At 60.1% G+C, this 17,804-nt stretch carries 17 protein-coding genes; 15 read left to right on the top strand and 2 right to left on the bottom strand.

Annotation, left to right across the window (positions count from 1 at the left end; translation table 11 throughout):
* Positions 1-2,776: Tn3 family transposase (locus L286_RS27735; protein WP_031293089.1), on the bottom strand; the 2,776-nt coding region annotated here is incomplete at its 3' end.
* Between the two features lie 132 nt (positions 2,777-2,908).
* Here L286_RS27735 and L286_RS27730 point away from each other — a divergent pair.
* From L286_RS27730 to L286_RS27695, 10 genes are all read left to right on the top strand, one after another.
* Positions 2,909-3,697: a type IV secretion system protein gene (locus L286_RS27730; protein ID WP_338010810.1), complete on the top strand. Its 789-nt coding sequence runs from the start codon at positions 2,909-2,911 to the stop codon at positions 3,695-3,697.
* Between the two features lie 10 nt (positions 3,698-3,707).
* A complete protein-coding gene (locus tag L286_RS27725; RefSeq protein ID WP_021223057.1) occupies positions 3,708-4,028 on the top strand; it encodes a hypothetical protein in 321 nt (106 codons plus the stop codon).
* A gap of 9 nt (positions 4,029-4,037) precedes the next feature.
* Positions 4,038-4,721: a virB8 family protein gene (locus L286_RS27720; RefSeq protein WP_004213217.1), complete on the top strand. Its 684-nt coding sequence runs from the start codon at positions 4,038-4,040 to the stop codon at positions 4,719-4,721.
* Positions 4,718-5,560: a TrbG/VirB9 family P-type conjugative transfer protein gene (locus tag L286_RS27715; protein WP_021223056.1), complete on the top strand. Its 843-nt coding sequence runs from the start codon at positions 4,718-4,720 to the stop codon at positions 5,558-5,560. Before L286_RS27720 ends, L286_RS27715 begins: the two co-directional genes overlap by 4 nt.
* A gap of 1 nt (position 5,561) precedes the next feature.
* Positions 5,562-6,830, top strand: a complete 1,269-nt coding sequence (virB10, locus tag L286_RS27710) for a type IV secretion system protein VirB10 (protein WP_021223055.1) — start codon at positions 5,562-5,564, stop codon at positions 6,828-6,830.
* Positions 6,827-7,819: a P-type DNA transfer ATPase VirB11 gene (gene virB11 / locus L286_RS27705; RefSeq protein ID WP_011627746.1), complete on the top strand. Its 993-nt coding sequence runs from the start codon at positions 6,827-6,829 to the stop codon at positions 7,817-7,819. Before virB10 ends, virB11 begins: the two co-directional genes overlap by 4 nt.
* Positions 7,797-9,713, top strand: a complete 1,917-nt coding sequence (locus L286_RS27700) for a type IV secretory system conjugative DNA transfer family protein (protein ID WP_021223054.1) — start codon at positions 7,797-7,799, stop codon at positions 9,711-9,713. Before virB11 ends, L286_RS27700 begins: the two co-directional genes overlap by 23 nt.
* Complete coding sequence (locus L286_RS0124200) at positions 9,703-10,881, top strand: LPD7 domain-containing protein (protein ID WP_031293106.1); 1,179 nt, start codon at positions 9,703-9,705, stop codon at positions 10,879-10,881. Before L286_RS27700 ends, L286_RS0124200 begins: the two co-directional genes overlap by 11 nt.
* Positions 10,882-10,918: 37 nt before the next feature.
* A complete protein-coding gene (locus L286_RS0124195) occupies positions 10,919-11,368 on the top strand; it encodes a hypothetical protein (protein ID WP_031293104.1) in 450 nt (149 codons plus the stop codon).
* A gap of 287 nt (positions 11,369-11,655) precedes the next feature.
* Complete coding sequence (locus L286_RS27695) at positions 11,656-12,420, top strand: IS6-like element IS6100 family transposase (RefSeq protein WP_001389365.1); 765 nt, start codon at positions 11,656-11,658, stop codon at positions 12,418-12,420.
* On the opposite strand, the gene L286_RS27690 is transcribed toward L286_RS27695, so the two are convergent.
* A complete protein-coding gene (locus L286_RS27690) occupies positions 12,392-13,318 on the bottom strand; it encodes a LysR family transcriptional regulator (RefSeq protein WP_238559292.1) in 927 nt (308 codons plus the stop codon). The genes L286_RS27695 and L286_RS27690 overlap by 29 nt on opposite strands.
* Before the next feature lie 164 nt (positions 13,319-13,482).
* On the opposite strand from L286_RS27690, the gene linE reads away from it, so the two are divergent.
* Genes linE through linD form a run of 5 tightly spaced genes read left to right on the top strand, consistent with a single transcriptional unit; the run spans position 13,483 to position 17,736 of the window.
* Complete coding sequence (linE, locus tag L286_RS27685) at positions 13,483-14,448, top strand: chlorohydroquinone/hydroquinone 1,2-dioxygenase (protein WP_007686007.1); 966 nt, start codon at positions 13,483-13,485, stop codon at positions 14,446-14,448.
* Positions 14,449-14,482: 34 nt separating this feature from the next.
* Entirely contained in the window at positions 14,483-15,283 is an 801-nt protein-coding gene (locus L286_RS0124190; protein WP_218847786.1) for an alpha/beta fold hydrolase, read from the top strand.
* Entirely contained in the window at positions 15,280-15,996 is a 717-nt protein-coding gene (locus L286_RS27680; RefSeq protein ID WP_007686010.1) for an alpha/beta hydrolase, read from the top strand. Before L286_RS0124190 ends, L286_RS27680 begins: the two co-directional genes overlap by 4 nt.
* A gap of 7 nt (positions 15,997-16,003) precedes the next feature.
* The gene (locus L286_RS27675) at positions 16,004-16,636 is read left to right on the top strand and encodes a YciI family protein (RefSeq protein WP_007686013.1); all 633 of its coding nucleotides are present in this window, start codon (positions 16,004-16,006) and stop codon (positions 16,634-16,636) included.
* Positions 16,637-16,695: 59 nt separating this feature from the next.
* On the top strand, positions 16,696-17,736 hold the full coding sequence (linD, locus tag L286_RS27670; protein ID WP_031293069.1) for a 2,5-dichlorohydroquinone reductive dechlorinase: 1,041 nt from the start codon (positions 16,696-16,698) through the stop codon (positions 17,734-17,736).
* Positions 17,737-17,804: the final 68 nt, after the last annotated feature.

Raw genomic sequence — 17,804 nt, 5'->3', positions numbered from 1 at the left:
GCTCAACCAGTACGGTCTGAAGCATGCGGGTGTTCACATACACCAGCGACGCTTGCAGGAGGTGTAGCGCCAGAACGGAGATTTCCTGCTCATGGATGCGGTTGGTGGCGATCTCGCCGCCCTTGCCGAAGAACACGAAACCATTAGCGCCGTTCCAGTTCTCAACCACATTCAGCCCTTCGTGGATCTCGCGGCGGAATGCCTCCTGACGCAAATACCGGCATAGGAAGATTGTTTTGACCGCGCGGCCGAGTTCACTCAGCGCCTTGTAGGTCGGGTGCATCACTTCGGCTCTGGCAAACCGGAGCAGGATCGCTTCCGGATCGGCGGTGCGCGATTGCATGGCAGCGGCATATTTGACCATTTCGTCATATTGTTGCTCGATCTCGTCCCAGTCGATCGGGCTGGAGAGGATCGGCAGTAAATTGGAAAGCCGCGTGCGCATGCCGGCTTGGGGAAGGGCCAGTTTCTGGCGTGCCACTGCTTTCAGCCGCGGGGCAAGCTCAAATCCAAGGAGTCGGCAGAACGCAAAGCCGACTGCGCTCTGGCCGTGGCTATCGACGTACTGGCGCTGGATTTCCATGTCGGTGCAATGGCGTAGCACGCCTTCGATCATGGAGGCGACCTCCGAGGAAGAGCACCGCTTGAGCTGGGAATAAACGCAGGTCGCGCGCTTCTCCACATGCCAGTAGATCATGACGCCACGGCCGCCATAGCGGGCGTGCCATTCCGTCATCAGGTTGCGGTCCCACGCGCCGAACTTCGTTGAATCGGACGCGCATGCCGTGCCCGCATCTCCCCATACTGCGGCATTGCGGATTGCCAGTGTCGCGTTTGCTACCCGCGCGCACGCCTCCCTCAGCGCTGGCGCGTGGATGAAACGGCGATGGACATGCAGCAATTCCTCGTAACTGACATCGGGTGTTGCGCCAGCGACCCGCTTGAGCCCGGCGTTCGTGCCCAAGCCATAGAGACACAGCAAAAGACGCTGAGCCAAGGCTGCTTTCGACAGGGTAACCCGCGAGGCCGACGTTTCGAAAGCATCCATCAATCCCGTGTCCAGAGCAGCCTCTTTCAACACGTCCAGCAGTCCGGTCATCGGCCAGCGCTGACCGATCTCGCTTTTGATCGAAGCGAGACCCTTCGGTTCGGGCAAGGGCTTGAACGGTGTAATCGATATCCGGTTGTCGCCGCGCCACAGGAGCCGGACCTTGTCGTTTTGTGGAATATTGGCATTGAGGAGCAACAGTTCCCGTTCAAGCTCCTCCCGGATCGAGGCGCAAAACGCCTGCGCATCTGGCGTCAGGCTGAGGCCGGAATAGTACGCATCTCGCCTGATCTCGAAGTCCTTGGGAAGATCGTCATCGGGATTGCGATAGCGATCCGCCCCGACCACCCAGATTTCTTTGGAGCGGATGCGGTCGCGCAGTTGCGTCAGGACGCAAAGCTCATAGCTGATCCGGTTTACCCGCCCATCGTCATCAATGACGGAACTGCGCCATCGCGCTGGAATCACCTCATCGATCGGAACATCCTGCAATGGCACGAAGCGGCATCCGCCATCCACCTTGCTCCTGATCCAGTCGAGGGCCGCCAGGACCGGCCGCCACACCGCGTTGTTCGACCGGAACTCAAGTACGGAAAGCAGGCTTGGCAGCATGCGCCGGTAATGATTGGCCCAGGAACCACGCATCACCTTGTAGATGCGCCGGTCCAGAGCGCCCTTCGCATGGCTCTCCTTGACGATCGCCGCCAGCTTGGCCTTACCGGCGATCGGGAAAATGACATCGCAGATGCGCCCCGATGGTTCATTGATCGAGGCGCTGGCGATCTCGACCAGCAGGCGCTCCTTTCCATAGACCCGCTCGATGTCTTTCGCGATATCGCCCACCACCTTGCGTTTCGAGCGCGTTCCGATCTTGTGAACGGTTTCGATCAGCAGGTCGATCATCGCGTCAGTGAGTTGCGCCTCCCGCGACATTAGATAAATCGCATAAAGGCCGAGCTGTCGCGCCGGCGCATGCCGGCGCATCTCCGAGGCCTTTTCACCGGCAACGCGGCGAACAATCTGATCGACCCATGGCTTGCCCGTAGCCGTCAGGAGATCATGGGGAAGATCAAGTCTCTGGATAAAGGCGAGTTTCTCGGTCACGTCGAGAATGTTGTCGAGCGTTGCCTGTCCGGCGTCACCCTTCATCCTGTTGAATCCGGTCGAGCTGTCCGGATCGGCAAGCGAGGCTTCCAATAACGCCACCGCATCTGACGAAAGCCGATCACTGGCTCCGATCAGCCAGGTGTCCAGATAATCTTGCCGTTGTGAGCGAACGACACGTTCAAGCTCCTTGCGCGACGGCCCATAAATACGCCGGTCCCGGCACCACAGGAAAACATGCTCAAGCATGGCATTGATCGACTGGCCGCCCGGGCACAGCTCGCCAGCAATCCATTCCGTCAATTGCGCGCGATCCACCCGCTTCATGCGGTGATATCCAAGATGGATCAGGATCTCCGCACAATGCCGTCGTGCTGTCCGACTGGAAAAGTCATAACCGGCTATCTCGCCAGCCTCGACACCGAGTTGCTCGGCCAGATACGAGAGGCCATCGGTAGGGATTGAGCCGGGATCGATCGCGAAAAACCCCAGGGAAGCGAAGAATTTCAGCTGCGCGGCGAGGCCAAGGCGCGTCAGGGCCGGCTTCGAATTTACAAAATCAATATCGGCAAAGCTCAGGCTCCATCGTCCGATCAAATCCCCGCCCGGAATACTCCGATCCATCAACCCACTCCCTATGATGGAGCGAACTGTCCTCTTCTATGATTTCCATCGTCAATACCGAATGCCACGTTCCCAAAACGTTCTCCGACTTGGCCAAAATCGCAGCTTGGGGCCGACTGGGCCTATTGGGCTGTGACAAGCCTTTACGGGGCATCAATTGCACAAATGATCGTGACAGGGCTGCCTAATGAGTTTGCCTCAATCATCGGAGGCTCGCCAAATGGCGTCGGTGGGTCGTTTGATACGATGTGGGCTCGCGTCGATGTTGCCCTGATAGGGATGCAGGATGCCACCAAAGAATATGCTGAGCAGAACGCCAGCATGTGGGATTTGCAGGGGGCAGCGACTGCGATCATCCTGTGCATCGGCGCAACCATAATCATCTTGCTAACCGCTGTAGCCGCGTTGTTCGCGCTCGCGGTGGGCTTTGTGATCGTGCTCTATGCGCTGTTCGCGCTGGCCTGTCTGGCGGTGGTTGGTCCGATATTCGTCGGTGCGCTGCTGTTCGATTCCACCAGAAGCTACTTCTTCTCGTGGCTCGGTAGCGTCCTCAACTTCTTGATGCTGTCTTTGTTCGCGCTGTTGCTGGTGCTTGTCGTCGCCAACGTCGCAGAATCCGCAACAGCATCCTTCGACGGTCAGTTTGAGCACGTTTGGGACACATGCGTTCGCATCATCGCCTTCTACGTCCTCGCCTGCTTCTTCTTCCTACAAATTCCCGGAATTGCGGCCTCGCTGGGCGGCGGTGCGGCTGCGATGGTTTCGCAGTTCGGTAATGCCGTGATGAGCGGTGGCGGGGCTGTGGCAACGGGCGCAGGGCACGCCGCCAGCGATGCCCGCGCCATGGGGGCCAGCATGGGACGGGGCTTCTCGTCGGCGGTTCGCCGTTGGCGCAACCGAAACACAATCACCAGAGCTTGAGGGAACGAATATGCGCAAGTTGCTTGGACTCGGAATCTGCCTGGCGCTGGCGGCCTGCGCCGGTCAGCCCGTCAAAAAGCCAGCCAAATGCGAGGGGCCGATGCGGCCCGCAAATCCGCATGGGCTTACCCTTCCCTCGATCCCGGACCAGGCCGCACAGCGAACCGCCCCGGCAAATGTGGACGTGTTCAATCAGGGCGCACCGGCAACGCCGGACGTGGCCCCGGCGGACCCTGCCACTCCGGGCAATGAACAGTCGGACGCATCGCGCGCGGTCGAAGTGCCGCGCCTAAGCGCCTCGCTGCGCGGCCCGATCTACTCGAATTGCTGAGGTGTTACGATGGCAGTTGGTATTCCAAAGGACGAGCTGAAAGCCTATTTTGAAGAGGCTGCAAGCTGGGAACGAGACAAGCTTGCGGCGGCCGAGCGCTCCAAAAAGCTGGCGTGGGTCGTCGCTGGCGTTGCTGGCGCCCTGGCGACTGCTGGCGTTGTGGCCGTTGCAGCCCTGACGCCCCTGAAAACGGTCGAGCCATATGTTATCACGGTGGACCGTAACACGGGCGAGGCGTCGATCGCCGCCAAGCTCCACGGTGACGCGACGATCACCTATGACGAGGCGGTCCGTAAGTATTTCCTCGCCACCTATGTCCGCTATCGCGAAGGCTGGATAGCGGCCGCTCGCGAAGAATATTTCGATGCGGTCATGGTCATGTCGGCGCGGCCCGAACAGGATCGGTGGTCACGCTTCTACAAGACCGACAATCCCCAAAGTCCGCAAAACATCCTTGCGAACCGCACTGATGTTTTTGTCGAAATCAAGCGGGTGTCGTTCCTGGGCGGCAACGTCGCGCAGGTCTATTTCACCAAGGAATCTGTGACCGGCTCGAACTCGACCAAAACCGATGCCGTCGCGACCATCAAATATAAGGTCGATGGCACGCCGAGCAAGGAAGTGGACCGCTTCAAGAATCCGCTTGGCTATCAGGTCGAGAGCTATCGCGCTGACGTGGAGGTGCCCCAATGACCGTGTTGAAGTGGAGCGCCCCGTTTGCGCTCGCGATCGCGCTGGCTGCGTCGCCGGCGATGGCCGAAGAAACGCCCCATGCGACGGTGCTCGATCACCGGGTTCGTGAAGCGAACTACAATGATCGGCAAGTCTATGAGATTCCGGGCGTGTTCCGCATCGCCACGGAAATCGTCTTCGCCAAGGATGAAGTAGTCGAGCATGTGGCGCTGGGTGATACCGTGTCCTGGGAAGTCGCACCGGCTGCCAATTCGCTCTTCATCAAACCACGCGAGCGAGCGGGTCGCACGAACCTGACAGTCATTACACGTTCGCGCTATGGCCCGCGCAGCTATCGGTTCGCTCTGTCGCCAACGCAGCGGGGCAGCGGCTTCTATACGGTCGTTTTCCGCTATCCTGAACAGGAAGCGGCCGAAGCGCAGGCGCAAGCCGCAATGGCCCAGCTCGCCCAGCTGAAAGCCTTGGAGCGCGGCGCGGTGAAGTCGGCGCTCGATATTGGCGTGCTGGAAGGCACGCGCAACGCCGATTACATCATGCAAGGATCGACGGCCATCCAGCCCTCCGAAGTGTCTGACAATGGACAGTTCACGGTGATGCGCTTCCCCAACCAGCGTGAGTTGCCGGCGTTCTTCATCGTCAATCCTGATGGATCGGAAGCCATCGCCTCCTTCGATGTGCGCGATGAATATGTGGTGCTGCACGGGGTCTACAGAACGATCCGGCTGCGCCGGGGCCTCGAAGTGCTCTGCATCCACAATCAGAAGACTGATTACTACGGGCGCGATCCCAAAACTGACACGGCCTCGGGGCTGGTCGAGCGAACCACAGGGGTTGAGTAAGATGGCTGCGAACGATCATGACAATCCGCCGCATGGCGACAACATCATTTCGCAGGGCGAGACGGTCGAAAACCGGCCCCTTGCGTCAGAGCCGGTGCCCGATCCGGAAGACATTGAGCGGCAAAGCGAGCGCCAGGCGAAGATTGCCGCTCTTCCGAACAGGTCGATCGACCCCAAAAAGGCGGTCGTTCTCGCTGCGGTCGCCTGCGGCGCGATCGTGCTCGGTTTCAGCACAATCGACGCGATGCGGAGCGATCCAACCGAAAAAGCCGAGAAAGCCGAAAAGCCGGATGAAAGGCAGCTCGCCAACTACGATCCCAAGTCGATCATAGCGCCAACGCTTGCCGATGCGCCAAACGATCCGAACGCGCCGGTGCCCATGACGGAAGTGCCAGCCCTTGATGGAAGCCAAGCGCCCCGCACAGCCGGGGCAAGCGGCCGCCCCCAAAAGTCTGAAGGGCAAGTCATCGCAGAGGCCCAACGCCGCGCCGGGATCATGGCTTATGGTGGCGAAAACGGCGGCGGGGTCGGTGGAGCGGTGGCAGCTGCCACCGGCCTGCCCATGGGAGGCGGCACAGGAGCACAGGGCGCGCAGTTGATTGGTGCGTCGGCCGATAGCGATGGGCAAGGTGGATCGCGCCGGACCAATCTCGAAAACATGCGCCAGACCTCGCAAATTGATCGGGTGTCAGGCCGCGACATTGGCAACCGCGATATGCTGATCCTCGCGGGGTCGTTCATTCCATGCGTTCTGCAAACCGCGATGGATTCCAGTCAGCCCGGATATGTCAGCTGCATCATTCCCCGCGACATTTATTCGGACAACGGCCGCGTCGTTCTGCTGGAAAAGGGAACCCGCGTCCTGGGCGAATATCAAACCGGCGTCCAGCGCGGGAAATATCGTCTCTTTGCGGTATGGAACCGCGCCGTCACGCCTCGCGGCGTGGCGATCGACGTGGGTTCGCCCGCCAGCGACGCGCTTGGCCGTTCGGGCATGGCAGGCGGCGTGAAGAACTTCTTTTGGGAACGCTTCGGGGCGGCGCTGTTGTTCAGCTCCCTCAACGATGCCGCCTCGATCGCCGCCTCGGAAGTTTCCGACGCGGATAACGTCACGCGGGTTCCCAGCCAGGCGTCAGACACGATCTTGCGGGATACGATGCAGATTCAACCGGTGCTTCGTATCAATCAGGGCGCGGAAGTGGGGATCATGGTCGCGCGCGACTTCGATTTCTCCAACATCTACGGCCTGCGGCTTCGGCGCGGCCAATGAGCAATACGGCTGTCCTCGAAAACGCCTTGCTGCCGCTGCGCCCTCTGCTCGCGCGTGAGGACGTAACGGAGCTGGTGATTAATAAGGCTGGCGAGGCTGCGATTGAAACGCGCGATGGGTGGTCCTGGGAGACATTACCCGACCTCAATGAAAAGTCGCTGCTCGCGCTCGCGCGGGCAGCGGCGGCTTTCACCCATCAGGACATAAGCCAGTCCACGCCGATCTGCTCCACAATCCTCCCCAGCGGCGAGCGTGTGCAGCTGGTAGTGCCGCCTGCTGTCCCTGCCGGCACAGTGTCCATCACGATCCGCAAGCCATCATCGGTGACGTTGACGATGGAGGATTTCGAGCGCGGTGGGCTGTTTAGCGAGACAAAGATCGCAACCCGGCAAGTCTCGCCGCTCGATGTTGAATTGCGCGATCTGCTCGACGCAGGAAAGCACGTTGAATTTTTCCAAAAGGCAGTCCAGGGCCGCAAGAATATCCTGATTTCTGGCGCTACCGGCTCGGGAAAGACGACGCTCTCTAAGGGGCTGATCCAGCTTATTCCGCCGCATGAGCGGCTGCTGACGATCGAAGACACGCGCGAGCTGGTGGTTCCGCATCGTAACGTGGTCCACATGCTCTACGCGAAGGACAAGCAGGGCACCGCGAAAATCTCTGCAAAGGATCTTCTGGAATCGGCCCTGCGTATGCGGCCTGACCGGATACTGTTGCAGGAACTGCGCGACGGCACCGCGTTCTTCTATCTCCGCAACGTCAACTCGGGTCATCCTGGCTCGATCACGACGATCCATGCGGACTCGGCCGAACTCGCGTTCGAGCAGCTGACATTGCTGGTCAAGGAAAGCGAGGGCGGCGCCGATCTGGCCCGTGACGACATTCGCAGCCTGCTCAAGCTGCTGGTTGATGTGGTCGTGCAGACCAAGAAGGTCGAAGGCCGCTTTCGCGTGACGGAGATATATTTTGATCCAGAAAACAGGCTCTAACCGGCTCGCACTGGCCCTTGTCCTCCTTCCGATCACGCTCCTGCTGATCGGCCTGCTGACCGGCACGGTGGCGTGGTTCTTCCTCAAAATGCCCGCCGCGGCTTATGATCCGCTGACGCTCCCCGGCTTCTTCTGGTATTACCGGCATGATCCTGTCGTGACCGAAGCGCTTTGGCGAGGCGCGGTCATAGGCGTGCCGCTGCCGGTATTGCTCATGGCGATCGTCCTGCGGCCGAAAAAGAACCTCCACGGTGAAGCTCGTTTCGCGCGCGAAGGTGAAATCCGCAAGGCGGGCCTTCGCGCGAAAAAGGGCATTGTGCTCGGCCGCGTCCGCAATGGCTTTTTCCGCAACGGCTTTCTCATGGTGGGTAAGATGGAGCATGTATTGCTCGAAGCCCCTACCGGATCGGGCAAGGGCGTCGGCATCGTTATTCCCAATCTGTTGCAATGGCCGGATTCGGTTGTCGTGCTCGATATTAAGCGTGAGAACTTCGAAATCACGGCGGGTTTCCGCCGCAAAGGCGGCCAAAAGGTTGTCCTGTTCAATCCTACGGACAGGGAAGGCCGCACGGCCCGCTACAACCCGCTCAGCTACATCAACAGGTCCGACCCGATTGAGGTCCTGGTCGAATTGCAGAAGATCGCCACGATGCTCTTCGTGCCCCCGGAAAAGGGCGAGGCGTTCTGGACGGAATCAGCCCGCACGGCATTTGTCGGCATTGCATCGTGGATCGCGGCCAAGCCGGAACGTCCCTTCTCGTTCGGCGAGATCTACCGGACCATCACGATGCCAGGGATGAAGGCATTCTTCGCCAAGGAAGCCGGCGATGGTGCGCTATCGGAAGGGTGCCGCGCCGCGTTGAGCGATTTTACGTCCAGCGCTGACAACACATTCACCGGCATTATCCAGACCGTCACCTCCAAGCTCAATCTCTGGATCAATCCGATTGTCGATCGCGCGACGGCCGAAAGCGACTTTTCCCTGACGGACCTTCGCCGCATCCCGACCTCGATCTATCTCGGCGTTTCGCCGGATGAACTCGATAGGGTCGCGCCGCTCTACAATCTGTTTTTCCAACAGCTGATCGACCTCAACACGCGGCAACTGCCCGACGACAGCGAAAAGCTGTCCGTGCTGCTCATTCTGGACGAATTTGCGCGGCTCGGCCGCGCCCAGGTCATTGCGAATGCGTTCTCCTATGTGCGCGGCTATGGGCTTCGTCTGCTTCCCGTCATCCAGTCCCGCTCCCAGCTGCGGAATGTCTATGGTGAGCATGGCGCTGACGAAATCGTATCAAACTGCGGGGTCGAAATCGCCTTCACGCCCAAGGAGCTGCGGGTCGCAAAGGAACTGTCCGAACGCCTCGGCTATCTCGGTCAGGATGCGGAAAGCCGGTCCCTGACGATACATGGATTGCTCGCCAATCGAAGCAAGACAATCTCTGAACAGCGGCGCGCACTGATGCTCCCTCAAGAGCTGATGCAGCTGCCCGAAGACGATATTCTCGTCATCCGGGGCGGTATTCCCGTCATTCGCGGGAAGAAAATCCGCTACTTCAAGGATGCCGTGTTCCGCTCGCGCTTGACGCCCGCGCCGAAAGTGCCGGCGCTGCCAAAGCCTGTCGCGCCGATCGCGGCCGTCGATGATCTGAGCGATGAAGAGATGGCGGCTTTCAACGATTATTCCGCACTGGCCGATGACCAGGTGCAGGACATTCCCGAAGACGTTCTCGCCCTCGATCGCGACATGCCGAACCTGACAGTGAAGGACGGCAGCATGGCTTTCGATGAAATCGACTTCGACGACATTATTGGTCCCGACCCGACGAAAGAGGAGTGGGAAGGCCAGCGCCGGGATCTAGTTCTAAGTGAAGGAGAAGAATATGGCCGATGATGACACGAGCCAGCGCGATCCAGCTGAGCCGCGCCCTTTCGAAGTTCGCGGCGGACCGGGGAACACCAAACAGTCATTCGCTACTCTTCCCGATGCGATGCAGGCTTACGTCAAGGCGGACAATGGCGATCATTCGCTGACGATGCAGAAAGGTGGCAAAACTGCTTGGCTAGCATCCACGGACTGGCAGAACGATGGTTCAACGCCGGTGGGGCAATACTTAAGCCCTGCTATTAAGGAATATCATGGCGCCGTAAAACGCGGGGCGCCTGCCGCTGAATTGGAGCCCCGCGAGCGCGCCGCACTGGCCGATGTTGAAGCTTGGCCTCGGACGGTAAAGCGCGAAGCGGCGCAATCGGCCCCGGCCGACAAAGCGCTGAATATTGTTGAGGGCGAACGGTCGAAGGCGGAAAAATCAGACCCTGCGCCCTCCCGCGCCGACGCCCCGTCGAAGACGGCGAACCAAGGCAAGAAGGTCGAGGATACAACCTTGGCCCTGCCGGCGCAGCTCGAACGCAAATATCTGCGCGTAGGCGACGATCTGTTTCGGAGCGGCCGCGATGAAAAGCCCGATATGTCGATCAAGGGACAAGATGGCATCCGGATCAACAAGGACCATGCGATTGGCGATGCGGTCGCCATTGCGAAACACAATGGCTGGCAGTCAATCCGTGTTCATGGCAGCGATGATTTCAAGAAGGCGGTCTATCTGGAAGCCGCCCGCGCCGGTGTCGCCGTCAAAGACTTCGAGCCTTCTCCCCAGCTGAAGCTTGAGGGAGAGAGATTGGGGGCGCGTGACAAGGCGCGTGAAGCTCAAGACCCTACGAAAAGAGCGAGCATGGCAAAGCAAGACCCTACCGAGTCTCGCGCGGCGGCCGAACAATTCCGCCGCAACTCCCACCGCGAGAATGCTACCGATCCGCAATTCAAGGCCGCGCAATCGCACGTCCTTGCGGCCTCAATCGAAGCTAAGACGCGCTTTCCCAAAAAGGAGGATCAGGCGCGCTACATCGAGAACGCGAAGGAAACGGTTGCCAAGCGGATTGAGAACGGCGGACCGATTCCTGCGGCACGTTTCGAGCAACAGCGCCAGAATGAGGCTACCCGCATAGCCCGCGAAGATTTGACGCTTCGCCAGCAGGAGAGAAAGCCGTCCCGCTCGCGCTAGATGCATGCTCATGCCTTTTGGAAATGGGAGCCGCACAATGAACATTCCCCGGCCTGGTCCAGTGGCATCGAGAGACGTGTCAGATCTCGATCGTCACATTGAAACCTTGCTTCGCGTGATTCATTCCAGAAACCTCGCTTGGTCTGATCTAAGCGAAGTGGGTAAACAGGTGGACCGCCCTCTGACGGACGTTGAGCAATTGCTTACAAATGTGGGCGACGACGCCCATGAAATCACCCTTGCTACCGAGACGATCATAACAGCCCTCAAGCTGCAACGTGATGCGCTCGCGATCCAAAGCTCTCGCCGTAGAACACGCTTCGGCTCGATGCTCCTGCTCATGATCCCCGTGTTCTTCGTAGGTTTGATGATTGGCACATCATACGGGATAGATGAAGGTCGGGCGCGGGAGCGTGAAGCCTTAAAGTATCCGGTGCTACCCCAGCTGTCCGTAGATCGTGACAGGCTCAAAACTGACGGAAGGTAGAGCGGTGGCAGCTGCTACCGCTGGCGATCTGAGGACATAGCGTGGAAGGTACGCCAAACAACGCTCAGGACGAACAATCAGCGAACGCTTAGGCTGCGCGGCTATCCGGGGGTAGATTGAGAGCCTTGCGGCCAGCGGAAGCGGCGGCTCTATCCCAGAGGAAATCGCCGGAGAAAGCAATGTGCTCCCAGCCTACCGGGGACGTATGGGCAAGGAGATTATCAGGGGCTCTGTTGCAAAAATCGTGAAGCTTGAGCATGCTTGGCGGAGATTGGACGGACGGAACGATGACGGATTTCAAGTGGCGCCATTTCCAGGGTGATGTGATCCTGTGGGCGGTGCGCTGGTATTGTCGCTATCCGATCAGCTATCGCGACCTTGAGGAAATGCTGGCGGAACGCGGCATTTCGGTCGACCATACGACGATCTATCGCTGGGTCCAGTGCTACGCCCCGGAGATGGAGAAGCGGCTGCGCTGGTTCTGGCGGCGTGGCTTTGATCCGAGCTGGCGCCTGGATGAAACCTACGTCAAGGTGCGGGGCAAGTGGACCTACCTGTACCGGGCAGTCGACAAGCGGGGCGACACGATCGATTTCTACCTGTCGCCGACCCGCAGCGCCAAGGCAGCGAAGCGGTTCCTGGGCAAGGCCCTGCGAGGCCTGAAGCACTGGGAAAAGCCTGCCACGCTCAATACCGACAAAGCGCCGAGCTATGGTGCAGCGATCACCGAATTGAAGCGCGAAGGAAAGCTGGACCGGGAGACGGCCCACCGGCAGGTGAAGTATCTCAATAACGTGATCGAGGCCGATCACGGAAAGCTCAAGATACTGATCAAGCCGGTGCGCGGTTTCAAATCGATCCCCACGGCCTATGCCACGATCAAGGGATTCGAAGTCATGCGAGCCCTGCGCAAAGGACAGGCTCGCCCCTGGTGCCTGCAGCCCGGCATCAGGGGCGAGGTGCGCCTTGTGGAGAGAGCTTTTGGCATTGGGCCCTCGGCGCTGACGGAGGCCATGGGCATGCTCAACCACCATTTCGCAGCAGCCGCCTGATCGGCGCAGAGCGACAGCCTACCTCTGACTGCCGCCAATCTTTGCAACAGAGCCGTCGCAACCAGCGGTGAGGCGGGTCGTCTTGGTTCCTCGCATGCCAATATTGCCTGACCTCAAATGCTTCCATAAGAATTGGCGGCCGCACGGCCCGGAGTCCGTAGACCTCGGCGAGCCGACCAATCACGCGAGCCGGAGCGGTAAGAATAAGGTCCGACTCGAAGCAAGCTGCCAACGCCACGAGAAAGCTGCTCGCGACGATCCTGATCCGATCGGGATGGATCTTGTCGAGGAGAGCGCGTTCGACGGCACGATGGGCATGGGCCATACCCTTGGTGCTGACCACGATATGATCTGCGGCCATGAAGTCATCGGTCTCACCGGACTTGATGAACGGATGACCTTCCTTTCCGAAGCACAGATATTCCTCCTGGTAGAGCCGTTGCGTCTTGATGCCGGCAACAAGGCTCGGATAGGCGCCGACGGCGATATCGACATGCCCGGTCTCGAGCGCGCTCACCATTTCATCGCCGCTCAGCGTGAGTGCGCGGTAGCTGGTGTGTGGTGCCTCGAACCGCGCCGCCGAATGCAACGCCGTCAAAACGACAAGATGGGCGATGTCCGATCCGGCAATGATGAATTCGCGCTTGAGACGGTCAGGTGAGAATGTCTGCCCGCCTTCAGCCAGGTCGCGACGCAGTTCCAGCAGTTGCTGAACAACCCCGGCGATCGCCTCGGCACGTGGTGTCGGCTCCATGCCGTCGCGCGCCCGGACGAGAAGCGGGTCGCCCAATGCTTTGCGCAGGCGCGCCAGCCCATGGCTGGCGGTGGGCTGCGGTAGGTCGAGTTCTCGTGCAGCGGCGCTGACGCTGTGCCGCTTTAACAGCGCATCCAAAAGCACCAAGTGCCGAAAATCCAGGTCATCTATATTCACAATCTGAATTGTATCTATGAAGGTCCGCCAATTGTCAAATACTCCCTGATCCCTCAAACAGGCTGCAGCAGCGATCGTTGTGCAGGTTTGAAGAGACGATCCGCAATCGCAGAAAATAGTGGAGAGCGATCATGATGCAACTGCCCGAACGCGTCGAAGGACTTCATCACATCACCGTCGCGACCGGATCCGCGCAAGGCGACGTGGATCTTCTCGTCAAGACGCTGGGACAGCGGCTCGTCAAGAAGACGATGTTCTACGACGGCGCACGGCCGGTCTATCATCTGTATTTCGGCAATGAGCTTGGCGAACCGGGCACGCTGTACACCACTTTCCCCGTTCGCCAGGCTGGCTACACCGGAAAGCGTGGTGCAGGGCAGATATCGGCGGTTTCCTATAACGCACCCGTCGGTACGCTTTCCTGGTGGCAGGAGCATCTCATAAAGCGCGCTGTGACCGTCTCGGAAGTGCGTGAGCGGTTCGGGCAGAAATATCTGTCGTTCGAGCACCCCGACTGCGGTGTCGGCTTCGAAATCATCGAGCAGGACACGGACGGCCAGTTCGAGCCCTGGGACTCTCCCTATGTGCCCAAGGAGGTCGCGCTGCGGGGCTTTCACAGCTGGACGGCCACCCTAAATCGCAATGAGGAGATGGACTCCTTCATGCGCAATGCCTGGAACCTGAAGCCCCAGGGACGCGACGGCAATTACCAGCGCTACGCTTTCGGCAATGGCGGTGCGGCCAAGGTGCTAGACGTCTATATCGATGAGGACGAAAGGCCCGGCACCTGGGCGCTTGGCGAAGGCCAAGTTCATCACGCCGCGTTTGAAGTCGCCGACCTCGACGTGCAGGCCGCGCTCAAATTTGACGTGGAAGGCCTCGGCTACACCGATTTCTCAGATCGCAAGCACCGCGGCTACTTCGAATCGATCTACGTTCGTACGCCGGGCGGCGTGTTGTTCGAAGCCTCGGTCACGCTTGGTTTCACCCATGACGAGAGCCCCGAGAAGCTCGGCAGCGAGGTCAAGGTCGCGCCGCAGCTCGAAGGTGTAAAGGACGAGCTCCTCCGGACGATGAACGATCCGATCGTCATTTGATCGCAAGGATGACTCCGCAGGCTGGGTGAAGAGAATGTGGCGACATCGGGCAGTCAATAGCCGAAATGGTGCGCGGATCGGTGTTCATACCACTGGCTTGCCGAGCGGTGAGCCGATCCTGCTCCTTTCTTCCCTGCTGGCCGACTGGCGGTCCTGGAATGACGTGGCCGGTCGTTTACCTTCAGGGGTATATGCGATCACGATGGACCTGCGGGGTCATGGAACGAGTTCGCCGAGTGCCGGCGACTACAGTCTAGCCGAACTGGCGGCCGACGTGCTTAATGTAATGGATAACCTCGCGTTTGCAAGAGTTCATCTTGTTGGCACGTCGGTCGGGTCGATGGTCGCGCAATATCTTGGCGCCACGGCGGGACACCGGCTTATCTCGCTGACACTCGTGGCAGCAGGTTCTCTCGTTCCAGAGCCAGCTTGGCCGATCTGGGACAAGCGGGTGGCCGCAGTGCGCAGCGGCGGGCTCATTACGCAGGTGCCGATCGTGTATCCGGCATGGTTTTCCGGAGCGGTCGACCAAGGTCTGCTGGATCTTGCTGAGTCGATGATCTTGGCCACGACAGTTGCCGGATTCACCGGCGCTGTCGCAGCGATCAAGGGCCATGACGCGAGAAGCCTTCTTCCGCAGGTCGAAACGCCAACGCTCGTCATAGCCGGTGCGAACGATGCCGCCGTGCCACCGGAGGCGGTCCGCGCGACCGCCGCTCTCATTCCAGGTGCCGCATTCGAAGTTGTGACGGGTGCCGCGCACCAGGTCGCGATGCAGCATCCTGTCGCCTTTGCGGACCGGCTATGCCGCCATATTGCTGGAGCGCCGCGATGACGTTTTCCCCTGAAGGACCCTATGGGACAATCGTGACCGGCCCGCCTGTCGAACAGGCAAATGCTGCGATCATTCTTCTGCACGGCCGTGGCCAGCGTGCGCAAGCGATGCTGGAACTTGCGAGACAGCTCGATCTGCCCTCTGTCGCCTGGCTTGCCCTGCAAGCGCCCGCCGGGGCGTGGTACTCGCCCAAATATGACGGGTTCGATCCAGACGGCGACAGGTCTGTGGCTGACGCCTGCACCGCCTTGGCTGAGATCTCCTCGCGGCTGGAAGCAGCCTGGGTCGCGCTAGACCGTCAGGGCATAGTCGGCTTCAGCCAGGGTGCCTGCCTCGCCAGTCACTTCATGTGGTGCGGCGCTGCGAAAATGGGGTTCCTGGGCTCGCTGACCGGAAGCCTCCCGGGTTTTGAGCTCCCAACCGCGCCAGTTGAGCCTCGGTTTACCGGTCTCAAGGCGATATTCACAGGTGGTCTGAACGACGATTGGGTCAAGGCAGAGCATGTGCGGGAGACAGCTGAGCGCTTTAGACTCTCTGGTGCTGATGTCGGCGAGTATATTCAACCGATCAAGGACCATGGAATTGGGGCGGACGAGATCGCGTTGTTGCGAGACACCCTGATCGCACGCTTCGAGCTGAACCCGCCGGTCCCTACGCGCGGGCCGCGACATCAGCCGCTCGTGCCGCAAAGCACGCCAAGTCTGACGGATTGAACGTCCCATGCTGTTCTCCGTCATAACCACCATCTCGCCTGAAAAGCTGGCAGAGCGCACAGCAGCCATACCGGCACACCGCGCCTATCTTGCGTCGCACACCGCAAGCATTTTGGCAGTGGGGACCACCTTCGCCGAAGGCGGCGATTTGGTCGGATCGACATATCTCGTTGATGTCGACGATTGGAACGCAGCCCGGGCCTTCATCGCCGAAGACCCCATGACCGTGTCCGGGGCACGTCAAAGCATCGACATTCTTGAATGGCGGATGGGCGGGTTCGATCGGCGATACCCCTGGCAAGGGGCGAACGTCGAGAGACAAGACGCAGCGCATCAAAGTCTGAATAAGGAAGGGGTGAGCGCTGCGCCCCAACCTTCGCTCCGCACACGCCATCTCAGAGTGTTGCTGCTGATCACCACGCTCGCGCCGCTAGTGGCCCTCGTCAACATTCTCTTGGGCGACACCATTGCCCATCTTCCCGTTTTGCTGCGCTCCTTCTTGGTCGTGGGGCTTGTCGTGCCCGCCGCGACCTATGTTGCACTGCCGCTGCTTACCGGCCTTGCGCGCTGCGTGGGGCAGGAGCGCCGGGAAAGTTCACCAGCCATCCGGCCGCCGGCGGAACACACTCATTCTACATGACGATTTAGCCCGCAAAAATCCCCGAACGTCTCAGTTCCAGGCAAAAGGATCATAAAAATATGAGCGCTGATACAGAAACCCTGGCGAGGAAAGTCCGTGAAGAGGTTATCAAGCCTGAGCAATCGACTCTGATTAGCCCGGATCGACAGTCACCGAGCCTCCTTCGCCGCGAAGCGACGGTCGAACCGCGGTTCGAACTGTTCCACTTCGTGTTCTCAGTCTGCTCGCAAAAGGTGCGCGGCACCCTAATGGAGAAGGGCGTGACCTTCGGCTCCAACGAGTTGACGATCCTTCCCCCGCAGAGTGAGAATTATTGTCCGCAATATGTCCGGCTGCGGTTGCGATCGGAAGCCGCAGCCAAGCACCGTCCTGTCAGCTCGTTCACTGGGCAGTCGTCTGTTGATTCCGAAGGGTTCGACCCGCTCGTCGTACCGACCCTCGTCGACCATGAGACCGGCCGGATCCTCGCCGATTCCAAGGCAATCTGCCTCTACCTCTGCGACGCCTTGTCCGGCGGTACCGATCTTCTGCCCGCCGACATACGGGAGGCTGTGCTCAAGCAGGTCCAGCTCGCTGACACGACGCCCCATGTAGCCCTGCTCTACGGCGCCGATCCGGACGGTGATCGTCGGCCCGAAAGCATGCAGGCGGTCATGCCCGGCATCCACGCACACAAGATCGACGCCGTGCGCCGCAATATCCCGCTCGCGGACGGCGACCCGCTTCTCCTCGAAGCCTACCAACACAAGATTGTGAAGGAGGAAGCCGCCGCCTCGTTCGTCATCAACGAGCCGCAAATGCGGACCGCCATCTCGAAGGCGGAGCAGCTGGTTACCGATCTCGATCGCGACCTCGGGGCGTCCACCGGACCTTGGCTGTTCGGCGACCGCTTCACGCTCGCCGACCTGTTCTGGGCCGTCAGTCTCTACCGCTTCCTCTGGCTCGGCTATTCGGGTTTCTGGAAAGACGGTGCAGGCAAGCCCCGTGTCGAGGCCTATGCCAATCGGCTCTTCGCGCGGCCCTCCGTCAAGGATGCGATCATCCAGTGGCCCGGCCATCCGCCGAGCGAGAATGTCATCCATCTCCTGAGCAACGCCTAAAGGCAACCACCGCGCCGTCCGCAAGCGACGCGGTCCATGCCCTGAACGCGTCGTCCGGCAGGGCCGAG

It is taken from the genome of Sphingobium sp. HDIP04 (genome assembly GCF_000445085.1).
GTDB classification, from domain to species: domain Bacteria; phylum Pseudomonadota; class Alphaproteobacteria; order Sphingomonadales; family Sphingomonadaceae; genus Sphingobium; species Sphingobium indicum.
This window is presented reverse-complemented; position numbering and strand designations above follow the sequence as displayed.

Bases quoted from the DNA above. Each gene is read 5' to 3' on its own strand.
- L286_RS27720 (WP_004213217.1), top strand. From the start codon at position 4,038: ATGGCAGTTGGTATTCCAAAGGACGAGCTGAAAGCCTATTTTGAAGAG.
- L286_RS27715 (WP_021223056.1), top strand. From the start codon at position 4,718: ATGACCGTGTTGAAGTGGAGCGCCCCGTTTGCGCTCGCGATCGCGCTG.
- virB10 (WP_021223055.1), top strand. From the start codon at position 5,562: ATGGCTGCGAACGATCATGACAATCCGCCGCATGGCGACAACATCATT.
- L286_RS27725 (WP_021223057.1), top strand. From the start codon at position 3,708: ATGCGCAAGTTGCTTGGACTCGGAATCTGCCTGGCGCTGGCGGCCTGC.
- L286_RS27680 (WP_007686010.1), top strand. From the start codon at position 15,280: ATGACGTTTTCCCCTGAAGGACCCTATGGGACAATCGTGACCGGCCCG.
- virB11 (WP_011627746.1), top strand. From the start codon at position 6,827: ATGAGCAATACGGCTGTCCTCGAAAACGCCTTGCTGCCGCTGCGCCCT.
- linE (WP_007686007.1), top strand. From the start codon at position 13,483: ATGATGCAACTGCCCGAACGCGTCGAAGGACTTCATCACATCACCGTC.
- L286_RS27675 (WP_007686013.1), top strand. From the start codon at position 16,004: ATGCTGTTCTCCGTCATAACCACCATCTCGCCTGAAAAGCTGGCAGAG.
- linD (WP_031293069.1), top strand. From the start codon at position 16,696: ATGAGCGCTGATACAGAAACCCTGGCGAGGAAAGTCCGTGAAGAGGTT.
- L286_RS0124195 (WP_031293104.1), top strand. From the start codon at position 10,919: ATGAACATTCCCCGGCCTGGTCCAGTGGCATCGAGAGACGTGTCAGAT.
- L286_RS0124190 (WP_218847786.1), top strand. From the start codon at position 14,483: ATGTGGCGACATCGGGCAGTCAATAGCCGAAATGGTGCGCGGATCGGT.
- L286_RS0124200 (WP_031293106.1), top strand. From the start codon at position 9,703: ATGGCCGATGATGACACGAGCCAGCGCGATCCAGCTGAGCCGCGCCCT.
- L286_RS27695 (WP_001389365.1), top strand. From the start codon at position 11,656: ATGACGGATTTCAAGTGGCGCCATTTCCAGGGTGATGTGATCCTGTGG.